Here is a 19,918-nt window from a genome sequence, read left to right on the forward strand (position 1 = left end):
GCAAAAACGCGCGCCGCGGATCAGAAACGGAAGACCGACGCGCCCCACGTGAAGCCGCCGCCGACGCCTTCGATCAGCACGTGCTGGCCGCGCTGGATGCGGCCGTCGCGCACCGCGGCGTCGAGCGCCAGCGGAATCGACGCGGCCGACGTGTTGCCGTGCTGGTCGACCGTCACGACCATGCGCTCCTGCGGCAGGCCGAGCTTGCGGCAGGTGCTGGTCATGATGCGGATGTTGGCCTGGTGCGGAATCAGCCAGTCGATTTGCTCGGGCGCGAGATTCGCCTTCGCGAGCGCTTCGATCGCGACCTTTTCGAGCACGTTGACCGCGAGCTTGAACACGGCCTGCCCGTCCATGTGCAGGAACGCGCTGCCGTCGATCACGCCGCGATTGACGTTGCCCGGCGTGCACAGGATGTTCGAGTAACTGCCGTCCGCGTGCAGCGCGCTGCCGAGCACGCCCGGCTCTTCCGATGCGGACAGGATCACCGCGCCCGCGCCGTCGCCGAACAGCACGCAGGTCGTGCGGTCCTTGAAGTCGAGAATGCGCGAGAACGTCTCCGCGCCGACGATCAGCGCCGTACGGTGCTGGCCGCTGCGGATGAAGCTGTCGGCCGTCGCCATCGCGTACGCGAAGCCCGAACACACGGCCTGCACGTCGAACGCCGCGCCGCCGTTCTTGATGCCGAGCTTGTTCTGCAGCAGGCAGGCTGTGCTCGGGAACACGAAATCGGGGGTCGAAGTCGCGACGATGATCAGGTCGATCGACTGCGGATCGACACCGGCCGCTTCGATCGCACGACGCGACGCCTCGAGCGCGAGATCGCTCGTCGTGACGTCCGGTGCGGCGAAATGGCGCGCATGGATGCCCGTGCGCGCCACGATCCATTCATCGCTGGTCTCGATGCCTTCCTTCGCGAGACGATCGGTCAACTGCTGGTTCGTGACGCGGTCGGGCGGCAGGTAGCTGCCCGTGCCGAGCACGCGGGAATAGAGAGTCGATTGGGCCATTTATGCTTTAGAGGATTGCGCAGCGGAAGGTTCGGCGTGATGGCCTGGGGCCGGGCTTGCATGGCCCGAGCCGCCCGCGTCGTGTTCGCCCTCGCCGAGCGACACTGAATTATCCGCCATCGCGCGCGCGAGGCGCTCCAGCACCCCGTTTTTGACGGCATCATACCCGCGTTTGATCGCCCACTCAAACGCGTAGGCGTCGGCCGAACCGTGGCTCTTGATCACGAGGCTCTTCAGCCCCAGCAGCGCCGCGCCGTTGTACTGGCGGTGGTCGACGCGCTTCTTGAAACGCATCAGCACGGGCAGCGCGAGCAGCGCCATCAGCTTCGACATCAGCGAACGGCCGAACTCCTCGCGGATGATGTCCGACAGCATCTGCGCGAGCCCTTCGGACGTCTTCAGCGCGACGTTGCCGACGAAGCCGTCGCACACGATCACGTCGACGGTGCCCTTGTAGATGTCGTTGCCTTCCACGTTGCCGCGGAAGTTGAGCGTGCTGGCGCGCAGCAGCTCGCCTGCGCGCTTGATCGTCTCGTTGCCTTTGATGACCTCTTCGCCGATGTTCAAGAGGCCGATCGTCGGGCGCTCCTTGCCTTCGAGCGCGGCCACGAGCGCATGTCCCATCTCCGCGAATTGCAGCAGATGCTGCGGTTCGCAGTCGACGTTCGCGCCGAGGTCCAGCATCATCGTGTAGCCGGTCGGGTTCGGCAGCGCGAACGCGATCGCGGGCCGCTCGATGCCGGGCAGCGTCTTGAGTACGTAACGGGAAACGGCCATCAGCGCGCCGGTATTGCCGGCGGAGATGCAGGCCTGCGCCGCGCCTTCCTTGACCTGGTTGAGCGCGACGCGCATCGAAGAATCCTTCTTCTTGCGCAGCGCCACTTCGACAGGGTCGTCCATCGCCACGACTTCGGTGGCGGGCACGATGGTCAACGCGGGATCGTCGAGGGCTTTCAGCTTCTTGAGCTGAGCGCGAATCGCGCTTTCGATGCCGACGAGCATCAGGTGCGCATCGGGATGCGCGCGGACGAACTTGACTGCCGCGGGAACGGTCACGGACGGGCCGTGGTCGCCTCCCATGCAATCGATTGTGAGCTTTACGGTCATGGAATGCGACGAATTTCAGGCACAAAAAAGCGGCAGTTGAATGCCGCCTTTTCGTTGAGCCAGGAAAGTGTCAAGCGAACCAGTTGTCACGCGAACGGCGAGCGTAGCGCGCAACGCGTGACTTGACGCTTAGTCGTTCTTCGTCTTGACGACTTTCTTGCCGCGATAGTAGCCGTTCGGGCTGACGTGGTGACGCAGGTGCACTTCACCCGTGCTCGGCTCGACTGCCAGCGGCGCTGCCGTCAGGAAATCGTGCGAACGATGCATGCCGCGCTTCGACGGCGACTTCTTGTTTTGCTGGACTGCCATGACTAACTCCTAAATAATTTTCCGGATTCTAACACAGCCCGATCCGGCGCTTGACTACCCTGGCCCAAAGCCCTTACGCCTTCCCGCGCCACGACTGCTTAGTGTTTCTTGGTGCCGTCACCGTCCTTCTTCAACGCTTGCAGCGCTGCGAACGGATTCGGCCGTTTGCCTTCGTCCCCGGCTTCGTCGGACGCCTCGTCCGTCTCTTCCGCGGGACCGCTCGCACCCGACACGAGGCTTTCGTGAACTGCCGGGCAAACCTCGTGCTTGGGCACGAGCGGCAACGAAAGCAGCAACTCCTCTTCGATCAAGTCGACGAGATCGAACTGGCGTGAGCCCACGATCACATCGGCTTCATCGTCGTCGAGCGGAAATTCCTCGGCTTCTTCTTCGGTCGCGACGATCCGGTACGTCATGTCGACGTCGAACGTCTGGTCGTACGGCGTCATGCAGCGCTGGCACGTGAGCCACGCATGGCCGTGCACCGCGAGGCGCAGATACGGCTGCTGCCCGTCGGTGCCGTCGTCCTGCAACTCCTTCTGCGTGAACCCTTCCGCCTGCCACGTAAACACCGTGTCGCGATCTGGCGCGTCCGCCGGCACTTCGTTTAACATGCGCGGCAGTTGCGACAGGTGCACCGCGCCAGCCGCCTGCCGCCCGCTGCGGGCGAACTCGAACAGGTCGACCGCGTGCGGGTCGAGCGCCGCCGCAGGCTTGCCAGAAGAAGTGTTCATGCGCGCTCCTGCCTACAGGCTGACTTGCGGGATCCGGCCTGGCACCGGGCTCATCGAAGGATGACGTACCTTGCTTCCGAAGACCGGCAGGCGCCACCACAGCGAAAGCCTGCCGACGAAAAGCGGGAAAGCATACCTGTTTTACCTTTTGCGGTCAATCACTTAAGCTTGCGTCCGCGCAACGCCGCGCCACACCTGACGACTCACCGATCCAACCGACCATGCCGGATACCGTTTGCCGCCCGCCGCGGCTGATTCTTGCTTCCAGTTCCCGTTACCGCCGCGCGCTCCTCGAGCGCCTCGGCGTGCCGTTCGACGTCGTGTCGCCCGACCTCGACGAAACTCCGCTCGCCGGCGAAACGCCGGCCGCGACCGCGCTGCGCCTCGCCGGCGCGAAGGCACGCGCCGTGGCCGCCACGATCGATGCGCCGGACGGCGTGCTGGTGATCGGGTCGGATCAGGTCGCGACCTTCGACGGGTATCAGATCGGCAAGCCCGGCACGCACGAACGCGCGCTCGCGCAGCTCATGTCGATGCAGGGCCGCGAAGTCGAATTCCACAGCGCGCTCTGCCTGTACGACAGCCGCACCGACGACGCGCAGGTCGAGGACATCGTCACGCACGTGCGCTTCCGTTCGCTGCCTGAGGCCGAACTCGACGCCTACCTGCGCGCGGAAACGCCGTACGACGTGGCCGGCAGCGCGAAGTCCGAAGGGCTCGGCATCGCCCTGCTCGACGCGATCGACTCGGACGATCCGACCGCGCTCGTCGGCTTGCCGCTGATCGCCCTCACGCGGATGCTGCGCGCCGCCGGCTACCCGTTGTTCGCAACCACCCGAGGAGACCGCGCATGACCGCCGGCACGCTTTATCTCGTCCCGAACACGCTCGGCGAAGGCGACGAATCGATGCTCGCCGCCGTGCTGCCCGCCGCCGTGCAGGCGCGCGCCGGCACGCTCGGCTATTACATCGGCGAGAACGCGAAAACGACCCGCGCGTTTCTGAAGAAGATCGGTACGACGCGGCCGATCCAGGAAATCGAGATCAGCGAGCTGAACGTCAATACGCCGGCCGGCGCCATCGACCGGCTGCTCGCGCCCGTGCTGGCCGGCGCGGACGCCGGTCTCGTGTCGGAGGCCGGCTGCCCGGCCGTCGCCGACCCCGGCGCACTGCTGGTGCGCCGCGCGCACGAGCGCGGCGTGAAGGTCGTGCCGCTCGTCGGGCCGAGCTCGATCCTGCTGGCGCTGATGGCGTCGGGCCTGAACGGCCAGAGCTTCGCGTTCAACGGCTACCTGCCGGTCGATGCGGCCGCGCGCGCGAAACGCCTGCGCGAACTCGAGCAACTGTCGCGCAAGGCGCGCCAGACGCAGATCTTCATCGAAACGCCGTACCGGAATCACGCGATGCTGGACACGCTGGTTGCGACCTGCGCGCCGTCGACGCAGATCTGCGTCGCGGCCGATCTGACCCTCGCGACCGAGACGATCGCGAGCCGCACCGTCATGGACTGGAAAAAGGCGCCCGCGCCGAATCTGCACAAGCGCCCCGCGATCTTCCTGCTGCTCGCGAACTGATGCCGCGACCGGCGATCGGCTGACTGAATGAAAGGCGGGCCATCGCGGCCCGCCGGGTACCGTCGATCGTCAGCGCAGGCTGACCGCCGCGCCGCCGGCCGTCAGCGCCTTCATCGCGGCGCCCCCGACGGCCGCGCCGAACTTGCGCGCGACCCGATTCGTCAGGCTTTCCTTCACCGTATAGTCGACCAGATCCGGCGCCTTCAGCACGTCGCGCGCGACCGTATCGGTCGTGCCGTAGCCGTCGGCGAGCCCGAGCTCGACGCTCTTCTCGCCGGTCCAGAACAGGCCCGAGAACATGTCGGGCGTCTCGTGCAGGCGCTTGCCGCGGCCATCCTTCACGGCCTTGATGAACTGCGCGTGCACCTGGTCGAGCAGTGCCTGCGCGTGTGCGTCCATCTTCGGCGTTTCCGGCGAGAACGGATCGTAGAAGCCCTTGTTTTCGCCCGACGTATGCAGGCGCCGCTCGACGCCGAGCTTGCCCATCAGCCCGGTGAAGCCGAACCCGTCCATCAGCACGCCGATCGACCCGACGATGCTCGCCTTGTCGACGAAGATCTTGTCGGCCGCGGACGCGATGTAATAACCGCCCGACGCGCACATGTCGGTCACGACGACGTACAGCGGCTTGTCCGGATACTTGCCGCGCAACCGCCGGATCTCGTCGTAGACCATGCCCGCCTGCACCGGGCTGCCGCCCGGGCTGTTGATCCGCAGCACGACGCCGACCGTGCCGTCGTCGTCGAACGCGGCGTCGAGCGCCGTGTTGATGTCGTCGGCGTTCGCGTTGACGCCGGCCGCGATCTCGCCGTCGATCGTCACGAGCGCCGTATGCCGCCCGCTCGACGAGAGCTTCGAATCGCCCGAGAAATCGATCAGCGCGAACGCGAACAGCACGAACACGCCGAGAAACGCGAAGCGGAAGAAGATCTTCCAGCGCCGTGCCGCGCGCTGTTCCTTGACGGCCGCGAGCGCGATCCGTTCGAGCGCCGCGCGCTCCCAGCTCGGTTCACGGCTGTCGGGACGGGCGGAGGAATCCGGGGAATTCGGTTGATCGGTCATGCAGTGGTGTCGTCAGTCGGTCGTGGCCGGAGTGGCGGGATGCAGATCGGTATCGGGCACCCAGAATACCGCACGGCCGTCGGGCGTGTCGCGCTCGTCGACCTCGACCGGCCGCAGGCGGCCGCCGCGGCACGGGCCGCCGACGCACTTGCCGGTATCCGGCGCGTAGATCGCACCGTGCGTCGCGCACATCAGATAGAGGCCCGACGACTCGAAGAACTGCCCTTCGGCCCAGTCGAGCTCCATCGGCACGTGCGCGCAGCGGTTCAGGTAGCCGTACGCGCGACCGTCGTAGCGCACGAAGAACACGACGGCCTGCTCGCCGCGCAGCGTCGCGTCGACGCGCACGCCGGCGCCGCCGTCGGTCAGCGCGCTCGATGCGCACACGCGCACGGCGTCCGGCGCCGCGCTCATGCGTGCTCCCGCAGCCATGCGGCCAGCGCGCCGACGTCCGGCGCGACGAAGCGCGGGGTGAGCGCCGCCAGCGCATCGGCCGTATGCGCGCCGTACGCCACGCCGACGCCGGCCGCGCCGGCGCTGGCGGCCATCTGCAGGTCGTGCGTGGTGTCGCCGATCATCACGGTGCGCGACAGGTCCTGCCCCAATTCCCGCGACAACTCGTGCAGCATCGCCGGATGCGGCTTCGAGAACGTCTCGTCCGCGCAGCGCGTCGCGTCGAACCAGCTCGTCAGCTTCGACTGGTCGAGCACACGATTCAGCCCGACCCGACCCTTGCCCGTCGCGACGGCGAGCAGATAACCCATGTCGCGCAGCTCGGCGAGCAGCTCGCGGACGCCGGCGAACAGCTCGATGCGCTGGTCGTCGAGCAGATAGTGATAGCGGTAGCGCTCGGCCAGCCGCGCGTAGTCGGACGGATCGAGGGTCGGCGCGGCGATCTGCAGCGCGTCGCGCAGGCCGAGGCCGATCACGTAGCGGGACGCCTCGTCGGACGGCGCGGGCAAGCCGAGATCGCGGCACGCGGCCTGGATGCTGTGCGCGATGTGCGCGGTCGAATCCATCAGCGTGCCGTCCCAGTCGAAGACGATCAGGTCAAATTGCTGTCGGGCCATGCGGTTCAGGCGGTATCGCGCAATGCGGTGAGTTGATCGAGGAAGCGCCGGCATTCGGCCGGCAGCGGCGCATCGAACTGCAGCGCCTCGCCGGTCAGCGGATGCGCGAGCTTGAGACGGTGCGCATGCAGGAACATCCGTTTCAGCGACGGCTGCGCGTTCGCGCGCGCCAGCGCCTTGTTCAGTGCGAAATCGCCGTACTTGGCGTCGCCGGCGATCGGCAGGCCGAGATGCGCGAGGTGCACCCGGATCTGATGGGTCCGCCCCGTTTTGAGTTCCGCTTCGACGAGCACATAGTCGGACCAGCGGTCGACGAGGTTGAACACCGTATGCGACGGCAGCCCGTCGTCCTGCACGCGCACGCGGCGCTCCCCTTCCGGGGTCGAATACTTGAACAACGGCGCCTTCACCGCGCGGCGGCGCCCCCAGTCGGGCTGCCATTCGCCGTGCGCGCACGCGAAGTAGCGCTTGTCCATCCGGTTCTCGCGGATCTGCTCGTGCAGCCCGACGAGCGCCGTACGCTTCTTCGCGAGCATCAGGATCCCGGACGTCTCGCGGTCGAGCCGGTGCACGAGTTCGAGGAATTTCGCGCGCGGGCGCGCCTGACGCATCTGCTCGATCACGCCGAACGCGACGCCGCTGCCGCCGTGGACCGCGACGCCGGCCGGCTTGTCGATCACGAGCATCGCGTCGTCCTCGTACAGCACGTCGAAATTCGCGGGCGGCACGACGGGCGTGTCGGCGCGCGCGAGGTCGGCCGCCGCCACGCGCACCGGCGGCACGCGGACGAGGTCGCCCAGCTCGAGGCGGTACTGCGCGTCGATCCGGCCCTTGTTGACGCGCACTTCGCCGCTGCGGAGGATCCGGTAAATATGGCTTTTCGGCACGCCTTTACAGACGCGCAACAGGAAGTTGTCGATGCGCTGACCGGCCGAGTTTTCGTCGATCTCGATCATCGATACCTGGCCGCTTGCGACCGAATTCTGGGATATTTTGCCTAACTCATTCATACTGAATATAATTTTGCCCAGCCTGACGTTGTGGGTGGCCTGACCGGCCGGCCCCGGCTGAATCGGGCAAGGCGCAAGCGCAAACCGCTATTTTACTTGCGCCGGGGGTCCGCTGCTCGCCCCTGATCAAAGAGATGCAGCAAGTTGCACGCACGGCGCCGCCCGTCGGCAAGGATCTCGCCCACAGGCGGATTCGGTCGGCAAGGCGCCGCGGTAACGGAAAGTTGGTTGAAAAGAATTCGATCGGCAGCCTGACGGCGCGAAGTGCGTCCGCAGGCTGCCGGTTGCGAAAATTACGGCGTTGCGCCCGATTTGGCCCCGCGAAGCGTGCGGGGCTTGGCGACGTCAAACCAGGGAAGTACACCCCAAGCGGGAAAGTCGGGCTGGATTCGATACTCCCCGCTGCGGCCCAAGCCGCAGCATCTGCCGCCCGTCGGCGCGCGCGACGCATTGCGCGCGCCCGTGGCGATGCCCGGATCAGGCTTAGCGCGCTTTTGCAGCGTGCGGTGTGTGAACGCCGTGCTTTGAAGCCGTATTCGCAGGTGCCCTATGGCCGCCGGCCCCGTCTTTCGGGCCCAAGCGCCTCTTCAGGCAATTCTCCCCGCCAGCGTTCCCGCTCCAGCGTGCTCGTGACAACACAACAAGGTGCGGCCTGCCGTCGTTCCCGCCCTCGCGCCTGACAACCGCGAGGCGTCGGCAGCGGAGCCGCCTGGAGCCGTTCATGAAACGCATGCTGTTCAATGCGACGCAGCAGGAGGAGCTGCGCGTCGCCATCGTCGATGGGCAAAAGCTCATCGACATCGACATCGAAACCGCCGGGCGCGAACAGCGCAAAGGCAATATCTACAAAGGGGTCATTACCCGTATCGAGCCGTCGCTCGAAGCGTGCTTCGTCAACTACGGCGAAGACCGCCACGGCTTCCTGCCGTTCAAGGAAGTCGCGCGCCAGTACTTCAAGGACGGCGTCGACATGCGCTCCGCGCGCATTCAGGACGCGCTGCGCGAAGGCCAGGAACTGATCGTCCAGGTCGAGAAGGAAGAGCGTGGCAACAAGGGCGCCGCCCTCACCACCTTCATCTCGCTCGCCGGCCGTTACCTCGTGCTGATGCCGAACAATCCGCGCGGCGGCGGCGTGTCGCGCCGGATCGAAGGCGACGAGCGCCAGGAACTGCGCGAAACGATGGCGCAACTGCAGATTCCGGACGGCATGAGCATGATCGCCCGTACCGCGGGCATCGGCCGCAGCGCCGAGGAACTGCAGTGGGACCTGAACTACCTGCTGCAACTGTGGCGCGCGATCGAGGCCGCCTCGCAAAGCGGCAACGCCGGCCAGCCGATGCTGATCTATCTGGAATCGAGCCTCGTGATCCGCGCGATCCGGGACTATTTCCAGCCCGATATCGGCGAAATCCTGATCGACACGAACGAAATCCACGATCAGGCCCGTGCGTTCATGGACATCGTGATGCCGGACAACGTCGCGAAGGTGAAGCGCTATCACGACGACGTGCCGCTGTTCTCGCGCTTCCAGATCGAGCACCAGATCGAAACCGCGTACTCCCGCACGGTGCCGCTGCCGTCCGGCGGCGCGATCGTGATCGACCACACCGAAGCGCTCGTCGCGATCGACGTGAACTCGGCCCGCGCGACCAAGGGCGCGGACATCGAGGAAACGGCCACCCGCACGAACCTCGAGGCGGCCGACGAAGTCGCCCGCCAGTTGCGCCTGCGCGACCTCGGCGGTCTGATCGTGATCGATTTCATCGACATGGAATCGGCGAAGAGCCAGCGCGAAGTCGAGCAACGCCTGAAGGACGCGCTCAAGCACGACCGTGCGCGCGTGCAGATGGGCAAGATCTCCCGCTTCGGCCTGATGGAGCTGTCGCGCCAGCGCCTGCGTCCGGCGCTGTCGGAAGGCAGCCACGTGACGTGCCCGCGCTGCAACGGCACCGGCCACATCCGCGATACCGAATCGTCCGCGCTGCAAGTCCTGCGGATCATTCAGGAAGAAGCGATGAAGGAAAACACCGCGGCGATCCATTGCCAGGTGCCGGTCGAGGTGACCGCCTTCCTGCTGAACGAAAAGCGTCAGGAAATCAACAAGATCGAGTCGCGCTTCAAGGTCGGCATCGTGCTGATCCCGAACAAGCACCTCGATACGCCGCACTACAAGCTCGAGCGCCTGCGTCACGACGACGCGCGCCTCGACGATCCGCGCGCATCCTGGAAGATGGCCGAGGAAGCGGCACGCGAGCTCGAGTCGGAAACCGGCTACAGCAAGCGCGCGGCCGAAGTGAAGCCGAAGCAGGAAGCCGCGGTCAAGGGCATCACACCCGAGCGTCCGGCGCCGAGCCCGGCCCCGCAGCGCGCGGTCGAGCCGGTTCCAGCGCCCGCGCCCGCGCCTGTCGCGGCGACAAGCGGCGGCTTCATCGGCTGGCTGAAGGGCTTGTTCGGCGTGTCGCCGGCACCGGCGCCCGCACCGGTTGCCACGCCGGCACCGGCGAAGGAGCAGGCAGCCCGTCCGGCTCGCGAACGCACCGAAAAGACCGAGCAGCGCGGCGGCGATCGCAATCGCAACCGTCGCGGCGGCGCCCAGCAGGCGCAAGGCGGCCGCGACCAGGCGGCTGCCGGCCGTGGCCAGCCGCAACGCCAGGAGCGCGAAGGCAAGGAAGTGCGCGAACCGCGTGAAGGCCGCGAGCCGCGCGAGGGCCGTGAGCTGCGTGAAGGTCGAGAGGGTCGCGACGGCCGCGAAGGTCGTGAAAACCGCGAAGGTCGCGAGGGCCGTGGCCCGCGCGAAGGCCGCGAGCCGCGTGAAGGCCGTGAGCCGCGCGAACCGCGTGAGAACCGCGAGCCGCGCGAGCGTGCCGAACAGCCGGAAGGCGTCGAAGCAGGCGGTCGTGGCGAGCGCCAGGAACGCGGCGAGCGTCGCGAGCGCGGCGAACGCCGCAAGCCGACCCAGCATGCGGCCACGCTCGAAACCGTCACCCGTGGCGAAAACCATCCGGAACCGGAAACCGACAAGGCCGCGGCAGAAGCCCTGCCCGGCGCGGACCTCACAGCCGATGCGGAAGCCGGTGCGCGTGACGGCGAAGAACGCCGCCGTCGCCGTCGCGGCCGCCGCGGCGGTCGTCGCGAGCGCGAGGAAGACGGCGCGGTCGTCGACCAGGCCGAGCAAGGCGCAGATGGCGAAGTCGCAGCGCAAACCGTGACGCCGGCCGCCCCGGTCGCAGCCGAACCGGCTTACACGGCCGCACCGGCTGTCGTCGCGGCCGTGGCCAGCGCGGTCGCCGTCGAAGCCGTCGCCGAGCAGCAGGCCGCACCGGCCGTTGTCGAAGCGCAGCCGGCTCCGGCACACGCCGAAGCGGCGCCGGTCGCACCGGTCGAGCCCGTCGTCGCCGTCGAGGCAGCAGAACCGGCACCGGTCGCAGCACCGGTGGCCGCGGAAGCGGGCCCGACGCCGGTCGCGGTGTCCCCGACCGATGCGTTCGAAGTGCCGGCTGCCGCTGCGGCCGCTGTCGAGGCACCGCAAGCCGCGGCCGTCGAGCCAGCCGCACCGGCCGCCGTGGCGATCGAAGCCGCGTCGGTGGCGGTCGAGGCGCCGGTCGAAACTGCGCCTGCGCCGGCCGAGGCCGTCGCCGCACCGGCACCGGCACCGGCTCCCGCCCCCGCACAACCGGCAGCCGCGCCCGCGTCGGCAAGCCTGGATGTCGTGCTGGAGCAGGCCGGTCTCGTCTGGGTGAACACGGACGCCGACAAGTTCGCGGCCGCGCAGGAAGCCGCGTCGCGGCTCCCGCGTCCGGCCCGCGTGCCGCGCGAACGCAAGGTGCTGCCGCCGGTCGATACGGCCCCGATGCAGCAGGTCGAAACGACGCACCGTTGAACGGCGCATCGCCCGACCAGGAAAAGCCCGCCTTCCGGCGGGCTTTTTTACGTCCGCGCTGCGGGTTTCCGCTCACCGGCCCCGTCAGCCGGTTGCAGCTAAAATAGCGGTCTGGCTCGTACTTCTTTCAACATGTCCCGACGCATCATTCCTCTCGCCGACGTCAGCGGGATGCCGGACGTCTCCGGCGTCGCGCATGCCCCCGACGGCACGCTGGCCGACACGTTCGCCAGGCCGCTGCGCGATCTGCGCATTTCGGTGACGGACCGTTGCAATTTCCGCTGCGTGTACTGCATGCCGCGCGCGGTCTTCGACAAGGATTACCCGTTCCTGCCGCACAGCGCGCTGCTCACGCACGAGGAAATCGAGCGCGTGGCGCGGCTCTTCGTCGCGCACGGCGTCGAGAAGATCCGCATCACGGGCGGCGAGCCGTTGCTGCGCAAGAACCTCGAATTCCTGATCGAGCGCCTCGCGCGCCTGACGACGCACGCCGGCCGCCCACTCGACCTGACGCTGACGACCAACGGCTCGCTGCTCGCCCGCAAGGCGCGCGCACTGAAGAACGCCGGGCTCACGCGCGTCACGGTCAGCCTCGATGCGCTCGACGATACGCTGTTCAAGCGCATGAACGATGCCGAGTTCGCGAGCGCCGACGTGCTCGACGGCATCTTCGCCGCGCAGGCCGCCGGCCTCGCGCCGGTCAAGGTCAACATGGTCGTGAAGCGCGGCACCAACGACAGCGAGATCCTGCCGATGGCCGAGCGTTTCCGCGGCACCGGCGTGATCCTGCGTTTCATCGAATACATGGACGTCGGGACGTCGAACGGCTGGAACATGACCGAGGTGCTGCCGTCGGCGGACGTCGTCGCGCGCATCGCCGAACATTTCCCGCTCGTGCCGCTCGAGCCGCACACGGCGGCCGAAACCGCGCAGCGCTGGGGCTATGCGGACGGCCGCGGCGAGATCGGCGTGATCTCGAGCGTCACGCAGGCCTTCTGCGGCGACTGCACGCGCGCGCGGCTGTCGACCGAAGGCAAGCTGTACCTCTGCCTGTTCGCGTCGGCCGGCCACGACCTGCGCGCGCTCGTGCGCGGCGGCGCGAGCGATGCCGAGATCGCGACCGCGATCGCCCGCATCTGGCAGGCGCGCACCGACCGCTATTCGCAACTGCGCGGCAGCGCATCGGCCGCCGCCGCGCCCGACGGCGCGGGCAAGCGCGTCGAAATGTCGTATATCGGCGGCTGACGCACGCCGCCCCTTTCCGCCTTCGCACGATGCCCGCTCCCGCCTCCACGTCGATCGCCGGCCTGCTGCTTGCGGGCGGACGCGCCACGCGCATGGGCGGCGTCGACAAGGGCCTGCAACTGCTCGACGGTACGCCGCTCGCGCTGCACGTGTTGCGCCGGCTGTCGCCGCAGGTCGACGAGACGCTGATCAGCGCGAATCGTCATGCCGATCGCTATGCCGAACTCGGTGCGCCGTTCGACGCGCGGATCGTCGCGGATGAAACCCCTGACTTCCCCGGGCCGCTCGCAGGCCTGCTCGCCGGCATGCGCGCGGCGCGCGCGCCGCTGGTCGCGTGCTCGCCGTGCGACACGCCCTATCTGCCCGCCGACCTCGTCGCACGGCTGCATGCGGCGCTCGACGCTCAGCAGGCCGACATCGCGATGGCGGTCACCGTCGACGCGCAGCGGATGCCCTCGCCGCAGCCGACGTTCGCGCTGCTGCGCACGTCGCTGGCCGACGATCTGGCCACCCGGCTCGCGGCCGGCGACCGCAAGGTGCGTGCGTGGTACGCACGCCACAAGACGGTCGAAGTCGAGTTTCGCGACGAGCGTGCGTTTTACAATGCCAACTCCTGGCAGGAACTCGCCGCGCTGGCCCGCCGCTGACGGCCCCGTGCCGTTCCCGCCCGGCGCCCGCCACACGCGACACCCGCGCCCAGGCACCCTCCTCGCGCCACCGGCCACGAACCCGATACGCCTCGCGGCGCAGTCCGACTGATGATCACGCAATCCTCGCCCGCCTCCCGAACCGCACCCGACCCCGACGCCCCGCTGTCGCTCGCCGACGCGCAGGCGCTCGCGTGCCGCTTCGCGACGCCCGTCGACGCGTGCGACACGGTGGCACTGCGCGATGCGCTCGACCGCGTGCTCGCGGCCGACGTGCGCGCGCCGTTCGACATTCCCGCGTACGACAACTCGGCCATGGACGGCTATGCGTTCGACGGGAGCGCCACGGCGCTCGCCTCGGCGCAGGGCGAGATTGTGATGGCGGTCGCCGGCACCGCGTTCGCCGGCCATCCGTTCGACGGCGCCGTGGCGGCCGGTGCATGCGTGCGCATCATGACGGGCGCGCCGATGCCGGCCGGATGCGACACGGTGATTCCGCAGGAACGCGTGCGCGTCGACGGCGACACGATCCGCTTCGCCACGCACGACGTCACGCGCGGCGCGAACTGCCGCAAAGCCGGCGAGGATCTCGCGCGCGGCGCCTGTGCGCTCGCCGCGGGCCGCATCCTGCGGCCGTCCGATCTCGGCCTGCTCGCGTCGTTCGGCATCGCCGACGTCACGGTGCGCCGGCGCGTGCGCGTCGCCGTGTTCTCGACCGGCGACGAGTTGCGCGAGCCCGGCGAACCACTCGGCCGCGGCGCGCTGTACGACAGCAATCGCGGGATGCTGATCGCGATGCTCGAACGGCTGCACGTGGACGCGATCGACCTCGGGATCGTCCGGGACGACCCGGCCGCGCTTGAAGCCGCGTTGCGCGACGCCGTCGCCGCGCAGGCCGATGCGGTCATCACGTCGGGCGGCGTGTCGGTCGGCGAAGCCGACTTCACGCGCGACGTGATGGCGCGGCTCGGCGACGTGATGTTCGCGAGCCTCGCGCTCCGGCCCGGCCGGCCGCTCGCATGCGGCACGCTCGCACGCGCGGCCGACGGCGCCGGACACGCGCTGTTCTTCGGGTTGCCCGGCAATCCTGTCGCATCCGCCGTGACGTTCCACGCAATCGTGCGCCCCGCGCTGCTGACGCTGGCCGGCGCACGGACGCCACCGCCGGCCATGTACACGGCACGCAGCACGCAGCCGTTGAAGACGCGTCCCGGCCGCACCGAATACCTGCGCGGCATCGCGACGCGCGCCGCCGACGGCCAATGGCACGTCGCACCGGCCGGATCGCAAAGCTCCGCGTCGCTGAGCGGTCTTGCCGCCGCCAACTGTTTCATCGTCCTGGGCCACGATACCGCGGCAGTCGACGCGGGCGCCCCGGTCGACATCCTGCCGCTCGACGGCCTGATCTGAATTCCACTATCGGTATATTTCTACGGGGGCAATTCGCACATGAAGAAACAAATCTCGTCGATCGCCGCGGGGCAGACCGCGAAGGCGCTGATTCTCGTCTACCTGACGTTCAGCGTACCGATCGTGCTGCTCGGCATTCTCGTCGCGTACATCCGCTACGGGATGGTCGAACTGAGCACGATCCTGAGCGCGCTGCTGCTGAACGCGATCCTCGGCTTCGTGCTGCTGTGGATCGCGTGCCACGCGTACAACTGGGTCGCGTCGCGCTTCGGCGGCATCGAGATCGTGCTGTCCGATCCGCCGGAGGAAGCGTGAGCGGCACGCCGCTGATCCGCGCGGCCGACCCGCGCGACGTCGGCGCGATCCTTGCGCTGATGCGCGAGCTGGCCGAGTTCGAGCAGCTCACGGCGCTGTTCGTCGCGACCGAAGCCGATCTGGCCGACGCGCTGTTCGGCGAGCGCCCGGCCGCCGAAGCGCTGGTTGCCGAGCGCGACGGCGCGATCGTCGCGTACGCGCTGTTCTTCCACAACTATTCGACGTTCCTCGGCCGCCGCGGGCTCTATCTCGAGGATCTGTACGTGCAGCCGTCGCAGCGCGGCACGGGCCTGGGCACCGCGATGCTGCGTCATCTCGCGGCGCTCGCCGTCGAGCGCCGCTGCGGGCGCTTCGAATGGTCGGTCCTCGACTGGAACCAGCCGGCGATCGATTTCTACGAGAAGATGGGCGCGACCGTGCTGCCGGAATGGCGCATCGTTCGCGTGACGGGCGACGCGCTCGACACGCTCGCCGCGCATTGAGCGCGCACCGGCCGCGCCGGCGATCGCCGCAAAGGAAAACGGGCGCCGCAGCGCCCGTTTTCTCTATCCGACGGCTATCGACGACGTGCGTCACGCGTCGTCCGCATCCGCGCCGTCAGCCCCTTCCGCGCCGAGCAGCCCGGCCGCCGTCTCTCCCGGCAGCGCCTCGACCTGCTTCAGCTTGCGGCTCATCACGCGCGTGCGCTGCTCGGCGGACTCGATCGAGCGCGTGACCGTTTCGAGCTGCGCCTTCGTGCGCGCGAGCACGTCTCCGAACTTGCCGAACTCGGTCTTGACCGCGCCGAGCACCTGCCATACCTCGCTCGAGCGCCGCTCGATCGCGAGCGTGCGGAACCCCATCTGCAGGCTGTTCAGCAGTGCGGTCAGCGTGGTCGGCCCGGCGACCGTCACGCGATAGTCGCGCTGCAGCAGGTCGGTCAGCCCCGGGCGGCGCAGGATCTCCGCATAGAGCCCCTCGGTCGGCAGGAACAGCAGCGCGAAATCGGTCGTGTGCGGCGGCGCGACATACTTCTCGGCGATCGTGCGCGCCTCCATCCGCACCCGCGCCTCGAGCGCACGCGCCGCTTCCTCGACGGCCACCGCGTCGGCACGCTCCTGCGCGTCGATCAGCCGCTCGTAGTCTTCGCGCGGGAATTTCGCGTCGATCGGCAGCCACACCGGCGGCGCGTCGCGCGTGCCGGCTTCGCGCCCCGGCAGCCGGATCGCGAATTCGACGCGCTCGGTGCTCTTCGGCACCGTCGCGACGTTCTTCGCGTACTGGTCGGGCGTGAGCATCTGTTCGAGCAGCGCCTCGAGCTGCACTTCGCCCCAGGTGCCGCGCGTCTTCACGTTGGTCAGCACCTTTTTCAGGTCGCCGACGCCGGCCGCGAGCGTCTGCATCTCGCCGAGCCCGCGATGGACCTGTTCGAGCCGGTCCGACACGAGCTTGAACGATTCGCCCAGCCGCTGCTCGAGCGTCGCGTGCAGCTTCTCGTCGACGGTGCGGCGCATCTCCTCGAGCTTCGCCGCGTTGTTCGTCTCGATTTCCTTCAGCCGCTGTTCGAGCGTCGCGCGCACCTCGCCGATGCGGCGATCGTTCGCCTCGGTCAGTTGCGTGAGCTGCCGGTGCAGCGTGTCGCCGAACAGCCGCAGCGCGCCCGTCTGTTCCTCGCGCGCCTGCTGCGCCTGCCGCTGCAGGCTCTCGCGCATCGCGTCGAACTGCTGCGCATTGCCGGCGACGAGCTTGCCGAGCTGCTGCGCGAAGCCCTCGATCTGGTTGTTCTGCACGGTCGCCACGCTCGTCAGTTGCGCGGCGAGCGTCTGCTGCAACTGGGCGAAGCTGCCGGCCAGCTCGGTACGCGAGCCGCGCGCGCTTTCGACGATCTCGCCGCGCAATTCGCGTTCGAGCCGCTCGACGGCACGCGCCTGCGCATGCGCGGCATCCTCGATCTGATCGCCGAGCACGGCCGCATCGTCGTGGCGGCCGCCGCGCACGAGCGCGACGATCGCCACCGCGAGCGCGACGGCCAGCACGACGACCGCCGCAAGCAACAACGTCATCGTCATGCGCGCGGCTTCCCGATCACGTCAGGGTTGATCGGATTCGGCGGCTGCCCCGCACGCGGCCCCTCGCCCAGCGCGGCGATCAGGTTGTCGGCGGCGAGATTGGCCATCGCGCGGCGGGTCTTTTCGGTCGCGCTCGCGATATGCGGCGTCAGCACGACGTTCGGCACCTGGAGCAGCGCCGGATGCACGGTCGGCTCGCCTTCGTACACGTCGAGGCCGGCCGCGGCGATCGTCCCGTCGCGCAGCGCGGCGGCCAGCGCCGCATCGTCGACGATCCCGCCGCGTGCGATGTTGGTCAGCGTCGCCGTCGGTTTCATCTTCGCGAGCTCGGCCGCGCCGATCGTGTGATGGTTCTCCTTCGTGTACGGCAGCACGAGCACGACATGGTCGGCGCGCGCGAGCAGCGCCTCCTTCGACACGTATTCGGCATTCAGCTCGGCCTCGATCTCGGCCGCGACCCGCGACCGGTTGTGATAGATCACCTGCATCCCGAAGCCGCGCGCACGGCGCGCGAGCGCCTGGCCGATGCGGCCCATGCCGATGACGCCGAGCGTCGAGCCGTAAATGTCGGCGCCGAGGAAACCGTCGTACGCCCACTTCTGCCAGTGACCGGCGCGCAGCCAGTGCTCGGATTCGGCGATCCGGCGCGCGGCGGCCATCATCAGCGCCCAGCCGAAATCGGCGGTCGACTCGTTCAGCACGTCAGGCGTGTTGGTGCCGAGCACGTTCGCCGCGTTGAACGCGGCCATGTCGAAGTTGTTGTAGCCGACCGCCATGTTCGCCACGACGCGCAGGCGCGGCGCCGCCGCGAGCGTCGCCGCGCCGACCGGGTCGCCGGCCGTCAGCGCGCCGTCCTTGTCGGCCAGGCGCGCGGCGAGCGCTTCGGGCGCGAGCGCGTCGCCATCGTTCCAGTCAACGTCGAAATACTGCTTGAGCCGTTCGATCACGTCCGGAAAGATCGGACGCGCGACCAGGATCTTCTGCATCGCCATCTCCGCATGCCGCGGGCCGATCGCGGCGCGCATCGCGCCGCCGGGACTGCCCGCGCTTGGTTGAAAGTCGTCAGGTTACGCCGGGAAGAAAATCAGCGACGTCAGCAGGAACACGGGCACCAGGATAACGAGCGCCCAGCCGAGGTACGCGAAGAAGCTCGGCATCTTCACGCCGCGCGATTCGGCGATCGCCTTCACCATGAAGTTCGGCGCGTTGCCGATGTAACTGTTCGCGCCCATGAACACCGCACCGGCGGAAATCGCGGCGAGCGTCGACGCACCGGCCGTCATCAGCGTCTGCGCGTCGCCGCCCGCGAGGTTGAAGAACACGAGATAGGTCGGCGCGTTGTCGAGGAACGACGACAGGATGCCTGTCGCCCAGAAGTACATCGCGTCGATCGGCTTGCCGTCGGCCCCCGTGACGAGATGGACGATCTGCGCGAACGCGCCGTCCGCGCCCGCGCGCAGGATCACGATCACCGGCGCGATCGTCACGAAGATGCCCGCGAACAGCTTCGCGACCTCCTCGATCGGCGCCCAGTTGAACGCGTTGCCTTCACGTGCGGAACGCGGCGTCAGCGCGAGCGACGCGAGCGTCACCACCACGAGCGCGACGTCGCGCACGAGATTCTGCAGCGCGACGTGCGTACCCCACACGTCGAACGCGATGTCCGGCTTCCATACGCCGCTCATCAGCACGAGTGCGATCACGGCCGCCAGCAGCACGAAGTTGATCTTGCCGTCGATCGACAGCGCCGCGCCGTCGGGCGTCGGATCGAGCACGGCCGGCCGCTCCTCGCCGCCCTTCCGGTAGAAGTACGTATCGAGCGCGAAGAACAGCGTCAGCAGCACCACGCAGATGAACAGCATCGGCAGCGCGAGATGCGTGGTCGTCCAGAAAAAGCTCACGCCGTTCAGGAAGCCGAGGAACAGCGGCGGATCGCCGAGCGGCGACAGCGAGCCGCCCGCGTTCGCGACGAGGAAGATGAAGAAGATCACCACGTGCACGACGTGCTTGCGGTTGTCGTTGGCGCGCAGCAGCGGCCGGATCAGCAGCATCGCGGCGCCCGTCGTGCCCATCACGCTCGCGAGCAGCGTGCCGAGCGCGAGGATCGCCGTATTCAGCTTCGGCGAGCCATGCAGGTTGCCGTTCACGCAGATGCCGCCCGCGACCGTGTAGAGCGCGGTGAGCAGCACGATGAACGGAATGTATTCCTCCAGCAACGCATGCACGAGCGTGCCGAACGCGGCGCCGGCGCCGAACGCGACGGCGAACGGCGCGAGGAACACGATCGCCCAGCCGGCTGCGATCTTGCCGAAGTGGTGATGCCAGAACACGGGGGCGACGAGCGGGAACAGCGCGATGGACAGCAGGATCCCGGCGAACGGGATGCCCCAGAGCGCGGACAACGTGGCTCCGTCGAGCGTGGCGGCCGATGCGAGCGCGGGCGCGGCGCCAAGCGCGATTCCCGACGCCATGCCCGCCCAGGCGGCATGTCGTTTCAT

The 19,918-nt window shown here is 68.4% G+C and carries 19 protein-coding genes; 8 read left to right on the forward strand and 11 right to left on the reverse strand.

The window, feature by feature from the left end; translation table 11 throughout:
• Positions 1-20: 20 nt before the first annotated feature.
• From QZM15_RS05720 to QZM15_RS05735, 4 genes are all read right to left on the reverse strand, one after another.
• Positions 21-1,010: a beta-ketoacyl-ACP synthase III gene (locus tag QZM15_RS05720; protein WP_006476506.1), complete on the reverse strand. Its 990-nt coding sequence runs from the start codon at positions 1,008-1,010 to the stop codon at positions 21-23.
• Entirely contained in the window at positions 1,011-2,117 is a 1,107-nt protein-coding gene (gene plsX / locus QZM15_RS05725) for a phosphate acyltransferase PlsX (protein ID WP_060313235.1), read from the reverse strand. It lies immediately after the preceding gene.
• Between the two features lie 129 nt (positions 2,118-2,246).
• A complete protein-coding gene (gene rpmF / locus QZM15_RS05730) occupies positions 2,247-2,426 on the reverse strand; it encodes a 50S ribosomal protein L32 (protein WP_006051932.1) in 180 nt (59 codons plus the stop codon).
• A gap of 98 nt (positions 2,427-2,524) precedes the next feature.
• The gene (locus tag QZM15_RS05735; protein WP_059638276.1) at positions 2,525-3,160 is read right to left on the reverse strand and encodes a DUF177 domain-containing protein; all 636 of its coding nucleotides are present in this window, start codon (positions 3,158-3,160) and stop codon (positions 2,525-2,527) included.
• Between the two features lie 221 nt (positions 3,161-3,381).
• On the opposite strand from QZM15_RS05735, the gene QZM15_RS05740 reads away from it, so the two are divergent.
• Both QZM15_RS05740 and QZM15_RS05745 read left to right on the forward strand, forming a co-directional pair.
• On the forward strand, positions 3,382-4,014 hold the full coding sequence (locus QZM15_RS05740) for a Maf-like protein (protein WP_302106027.1): 633 nt from the start codon (positions 3,382-3,384) through the stop codon (positions 4,012-4,014).
• Positions 4,011-4,733 carry an SAM-dependent methyltransferase gene (locus QZM15_RS05745; RefSeq protein WP_059574014.1) on the forward strand — a complete coding sequence of 241 codons (723 nt, stop codon included), beginning with the start codon at positions 4,011-4,013 and terminating at the stop codon, positions 4,731-4,733. The genes QZM15_RS05740 and QZM15_RS05745 overlap by 4 nt, the downstream gene beginning before the upstream one ends.
• Positions 4,734-4,802: 69 nt before the next feature.
• Here QZM15_RS05745 and QZM15_RS05750 read toward each other — a convergent pair whose 3' ends face one another.
• From QZM15_RS05750 to QZM15_RS05765, 4 genes are read right to left on the reverse strand one after another with little or no spacing between them, the layout of a single operon-like run.
• Positions 4,803-5,795, reverse strand: coding sequence for a S49 family peptidase (locus tag QZM15_RS05750; RefSeq protein ID WP_059574015.1), 993 nt, complete (start codon positions 5,793-5,795; stop codon positions 4,803-4,805).
• Between the two features lie 12 nt (positions 5,796-5,807).
• Positions 5,808-6,209 carry a Rieske 2Fe-2S domain-containing protein gene (locus tag QZM15_RS05755; protein WP_302106028.1) on the reverse strand — a complete coding sequence of 134 codons (402 nt, stop codon included), beginning with the start codon at positions 6,207-6,209 and terminating at the stop codon, positions 5,808-5,810.
• A complete protein-coding gene (locus tag QZM15_RS05760) occupies positions 6,206-6,865 on the reverse strand; it encodes an HAD-IA family hydrolase (protein ID WP_059638269.1) in 660 nt (219 codons plus the stop codon). The genes QZM15_RS05755 and QZM15_RS05760 overlap by 4 nt, the downstream gene beginning before the upstream one ends.
• Before the next feature lie 5 nt (positions 6,866-6,870).
• Complete coding sequence (locus QZM15_RS05765; protein WP_060313221.1) at positions 6,871-7,875, reverse strand: RluA family pseudouridine synthase; 1,005 nt, start codon at positions 7,873-7,875, stop codon at positions 6,871-6,873.
• A gap of 721 nt (positions 7,876-8,596) precedes the next feature.
• Here QZM15_RS05765 and QZM15_RS05770 point away from each other — a divergent pair.
• From QZM15_RS05770 to QZM15_RS05795, 6 genes are all read left to right on the forward strand, one after another.
• Complete coding sequence (locus tag QZM15_RS05770) at positions 8,597-11,755, forward strand: Rne/Rng family ribonuclease (RefSeq protein WP_302106029.1); 3,159 nt, start codon at positions 8,597-8,599, stop codon at positions 11,753-11,755.
• A 132-nt stretch (positions 11,756-11,887) separates the two neighbouring features.
• Positions 11,888-13,000 (forward strand): GTP 3',8-cyclase MoaA, encoded by a 1,113-nt coding sequence (moaA, locus tag QZM15_RS05775; RefSeq protein ID WP_302106030.1) that lies wholly within the window; start codon positions 11,888-11,890, stop codon positions 12,998-13,000.
• A 29-nt stretch (positions 13,001-13,029) separates the two neighbouring features.
• Complete coding sequence (gene mobA, locus QZM15_RS05780; RefSeq protein ID WP_302106031.1) at positions 13,030-13,647, forward strand: molybdenum cofactor guanylyltransferase MobA; 618 nt, start codon at positions 13,030-13,032, stop codon at positions 13,645-13,647.
• 111 nt (positions 13,648-13,758) lie between these two features.
• Complete coding sequence (gene glp / locus QZM15_RS05785; RefSeq protein ID WP_099316196.1) at positions 13,759-15,057, forward strand: gephyrin-like molybdotransferase Glp; 1,299 nt, start codon at positions 13,759-13,761, stop codon at positions 15,055-15,057.
• A 39-nt stretch (positions 15,058-15,096) separates the two neighbouring features.
• Positions 15,097-15,372, forward strand: coding sequence for a hypothetical protein (locus QZM15_RS05790; protein ID WP_006476519.1), 276 nt, complete (start codon positions 15,097-15,099; stop codon positions 15,370-15,372).
• Positions 15,369-15,854 carry a GNAT family N-acetyltransferase gene (locus QZM15_RS05795; protein ID WP_089464629.1) on the forward strand — a complete coding sequence of 162 codons (486 nt, stop codon included), beginning with the start codon at positions 15,369-15,371 and terminating at the stop codon, positions 15,852-15,854. The genes QZM15_RS05790 and QZM15_RS05795 overlap by 4 nt, the downstream gene beginning before the upstream one ends.
• A gap of 90 nt (positions 15,855-15,944) precedes the next feature.
• Here the strand turns inward: QZM15_RS05795 and rmuC are convergent, their stop codons facing one another.
• The 3 genes from rmuC to QZM15_RS05810 form a co-directional block, all read right to left on the reverse strand.
• Positions 15,945-17,420, reverse strand: a complete 1,476-nt coding sequence (gene rmuC / locus QZM15_RS05800; RefSeq protein ID WP_302106032.1) for a DNA recombination protein RmuC — start codon at positions 17,418-17,420, stop codon at positions 15,945-15,947.
• The gene (locus QZM15_RS05805) at positions 17,417-18,406 is read right to left on the reverse strand and encodes a D-glycerate dehydrogenase (protein ID WP_302106033.1); all 990 of its coding nucleotides are present in this window, start codon (positions 18,404-18,406) and stop codon (positions 17,417-17,419) included. Before QZM15_RS05805 ends, rmuC begins: the two co-directional genes overlap by 4 nt.
• A gap of 81 nt (positions 18,407-18,487) precedes the next feature.
• Complete coding sequence (locus QZM15_RS05810; RefSeq protein ID WP_124859499.1) at positions 18,488-19,918, reverse strand: sodium:proton antiporter; 1,431 nt, start codon at positions 19,916-19,918, stop codon at positions 18,488-18,490.

This window comes from Burkholderia sp. AU44665 (genome assembly GCF_030504405.1).
Taxonomy (GTDB): domain Bacteria; phylum Pseudomonadota; class Gammaproteobacteria; order Burkholderiales; family Burkholderiaceae; genus Burkholderia; species Burkholderia semiarida.

Coding starts and splice junctions, on each gene's coding strand:
- QZM15_RS05720 (WP_006476506.1), bottom strand. CDS start 1,010: ATGGCCCAATCGACTCTCTATTCCCGCGTGCTCGGCACGGGCAGCTAC.
- plsX (WP_060313235.1), bottom strand. CDS start 2,117: ATGACCGTAAAGCTCACAATCGATTGCATGGGAGGCGACCACGGCCCG.
- rpmF (WP_006051932.1), bottom strand. CDS start 2,426: ATGGCAGTCCAGCAAAACAAGAAGTCGCCGTCGAAGCGCGGCATGCAT.
- QZM15_RS05735 (WP_059638276.1), bottom strand. CDS start 3,160: ATGAACACTTCTTCTGGCAAGCCTGCGGCGGCGCTCGACCCGCACGCG.
- QZM15_RS05740 (WP_302106027.1), top strand. CDS start 3,382: ATGCCGGATACCGTTTGCCGCCCGCCGCGGCTGATTCTTGCTTCCAGT.
- QZM15_RS05745 (WP_059574014.1), top strand. CDS start 4,011: ATGACCGCCGGCACGCTTTATCTCGTCCCGAACACGCTCGGCGAAGGC.
- QZM15_RS05750 (WP_059574015.1), bottom strand. CDS start 5,795: ATGACCGATCAACCGAATTCCCCGGATTCCTCCGCCCGTCCCGACAGC.
- QZM15_RS05755 (WP_302106028.1), bottom strand. CDS start 6,209: ATGAGCGCGGCGCCGGACGCCGTGCGCGTGTGCGCATCGAGCGCGCTG.
- QZM15_RS05760 (WP_059638269.1), bottom strand. CDS start 6,865: ATGGCCCGACAGCAATTTGACCTGATCGTCTTCGACTGGGACGGCACG.
- QZM15_RS05765 (WP_060313221.1), bottom strand. CDS start 7,875: ATGAATGAGTTAGGCAAAATATCCCAGAATTCGGTCGCAAGCGGCCAG.
- QZM15_RS05770 (WP_302106029.1), top strand. CDS start 8,597: ATGAAACGCATGCTGTTCAATGCGACGCAGCAGGAGGAGCTGCGCGTC.
- moaA (WP_302106030.1), top strand. CDS start 11,888: ATGTCCCGACGCATCATTCCTCTCGCCGACGTCAGCGGGATGCCGGAC.
- mobA (WP_302106031.1), top strand. CDS start 13,030: ATGCCCGCTCCCGCCTCCACGTCGATCGCCGGCCTGCTGCTTGCGGGC.
- glp (WP_099316196.1), top strand. CDS start 13,759: ATGATCACGCAATCCTCGCCCGCCTCCCGAACCGCACCCGACCCCGAC.
- QZM15_RS05790 (WP_006476519.1), top strand. CDS start 15,097: ATGAAGAAACAAATCTCGTCGATCGCCGCGGGGCAGACCGCGAAGGCG.
- rmuC (WP_302106032.1), bottom strand. CDS start 17,420: ATGACGATGACGTTGTTGCTTGCGGCGGTCGTCGTGCTGGCCGTCGCG.
- QZM15_RS05805 (WP_302106033.1), bottom strand. CDS start 18,406: ATGCAGAAGATCCTGGTCGCGCGTCCGATCTTTCCGGACGTGATCGAA.
- QZM15_RS05810 (WP_124859499.1), bottom strand. CDS start 19,918: ATGAAACGACATGCCGCCTGGGCGGGCATGGCGTCGGGAATCGCGCTT.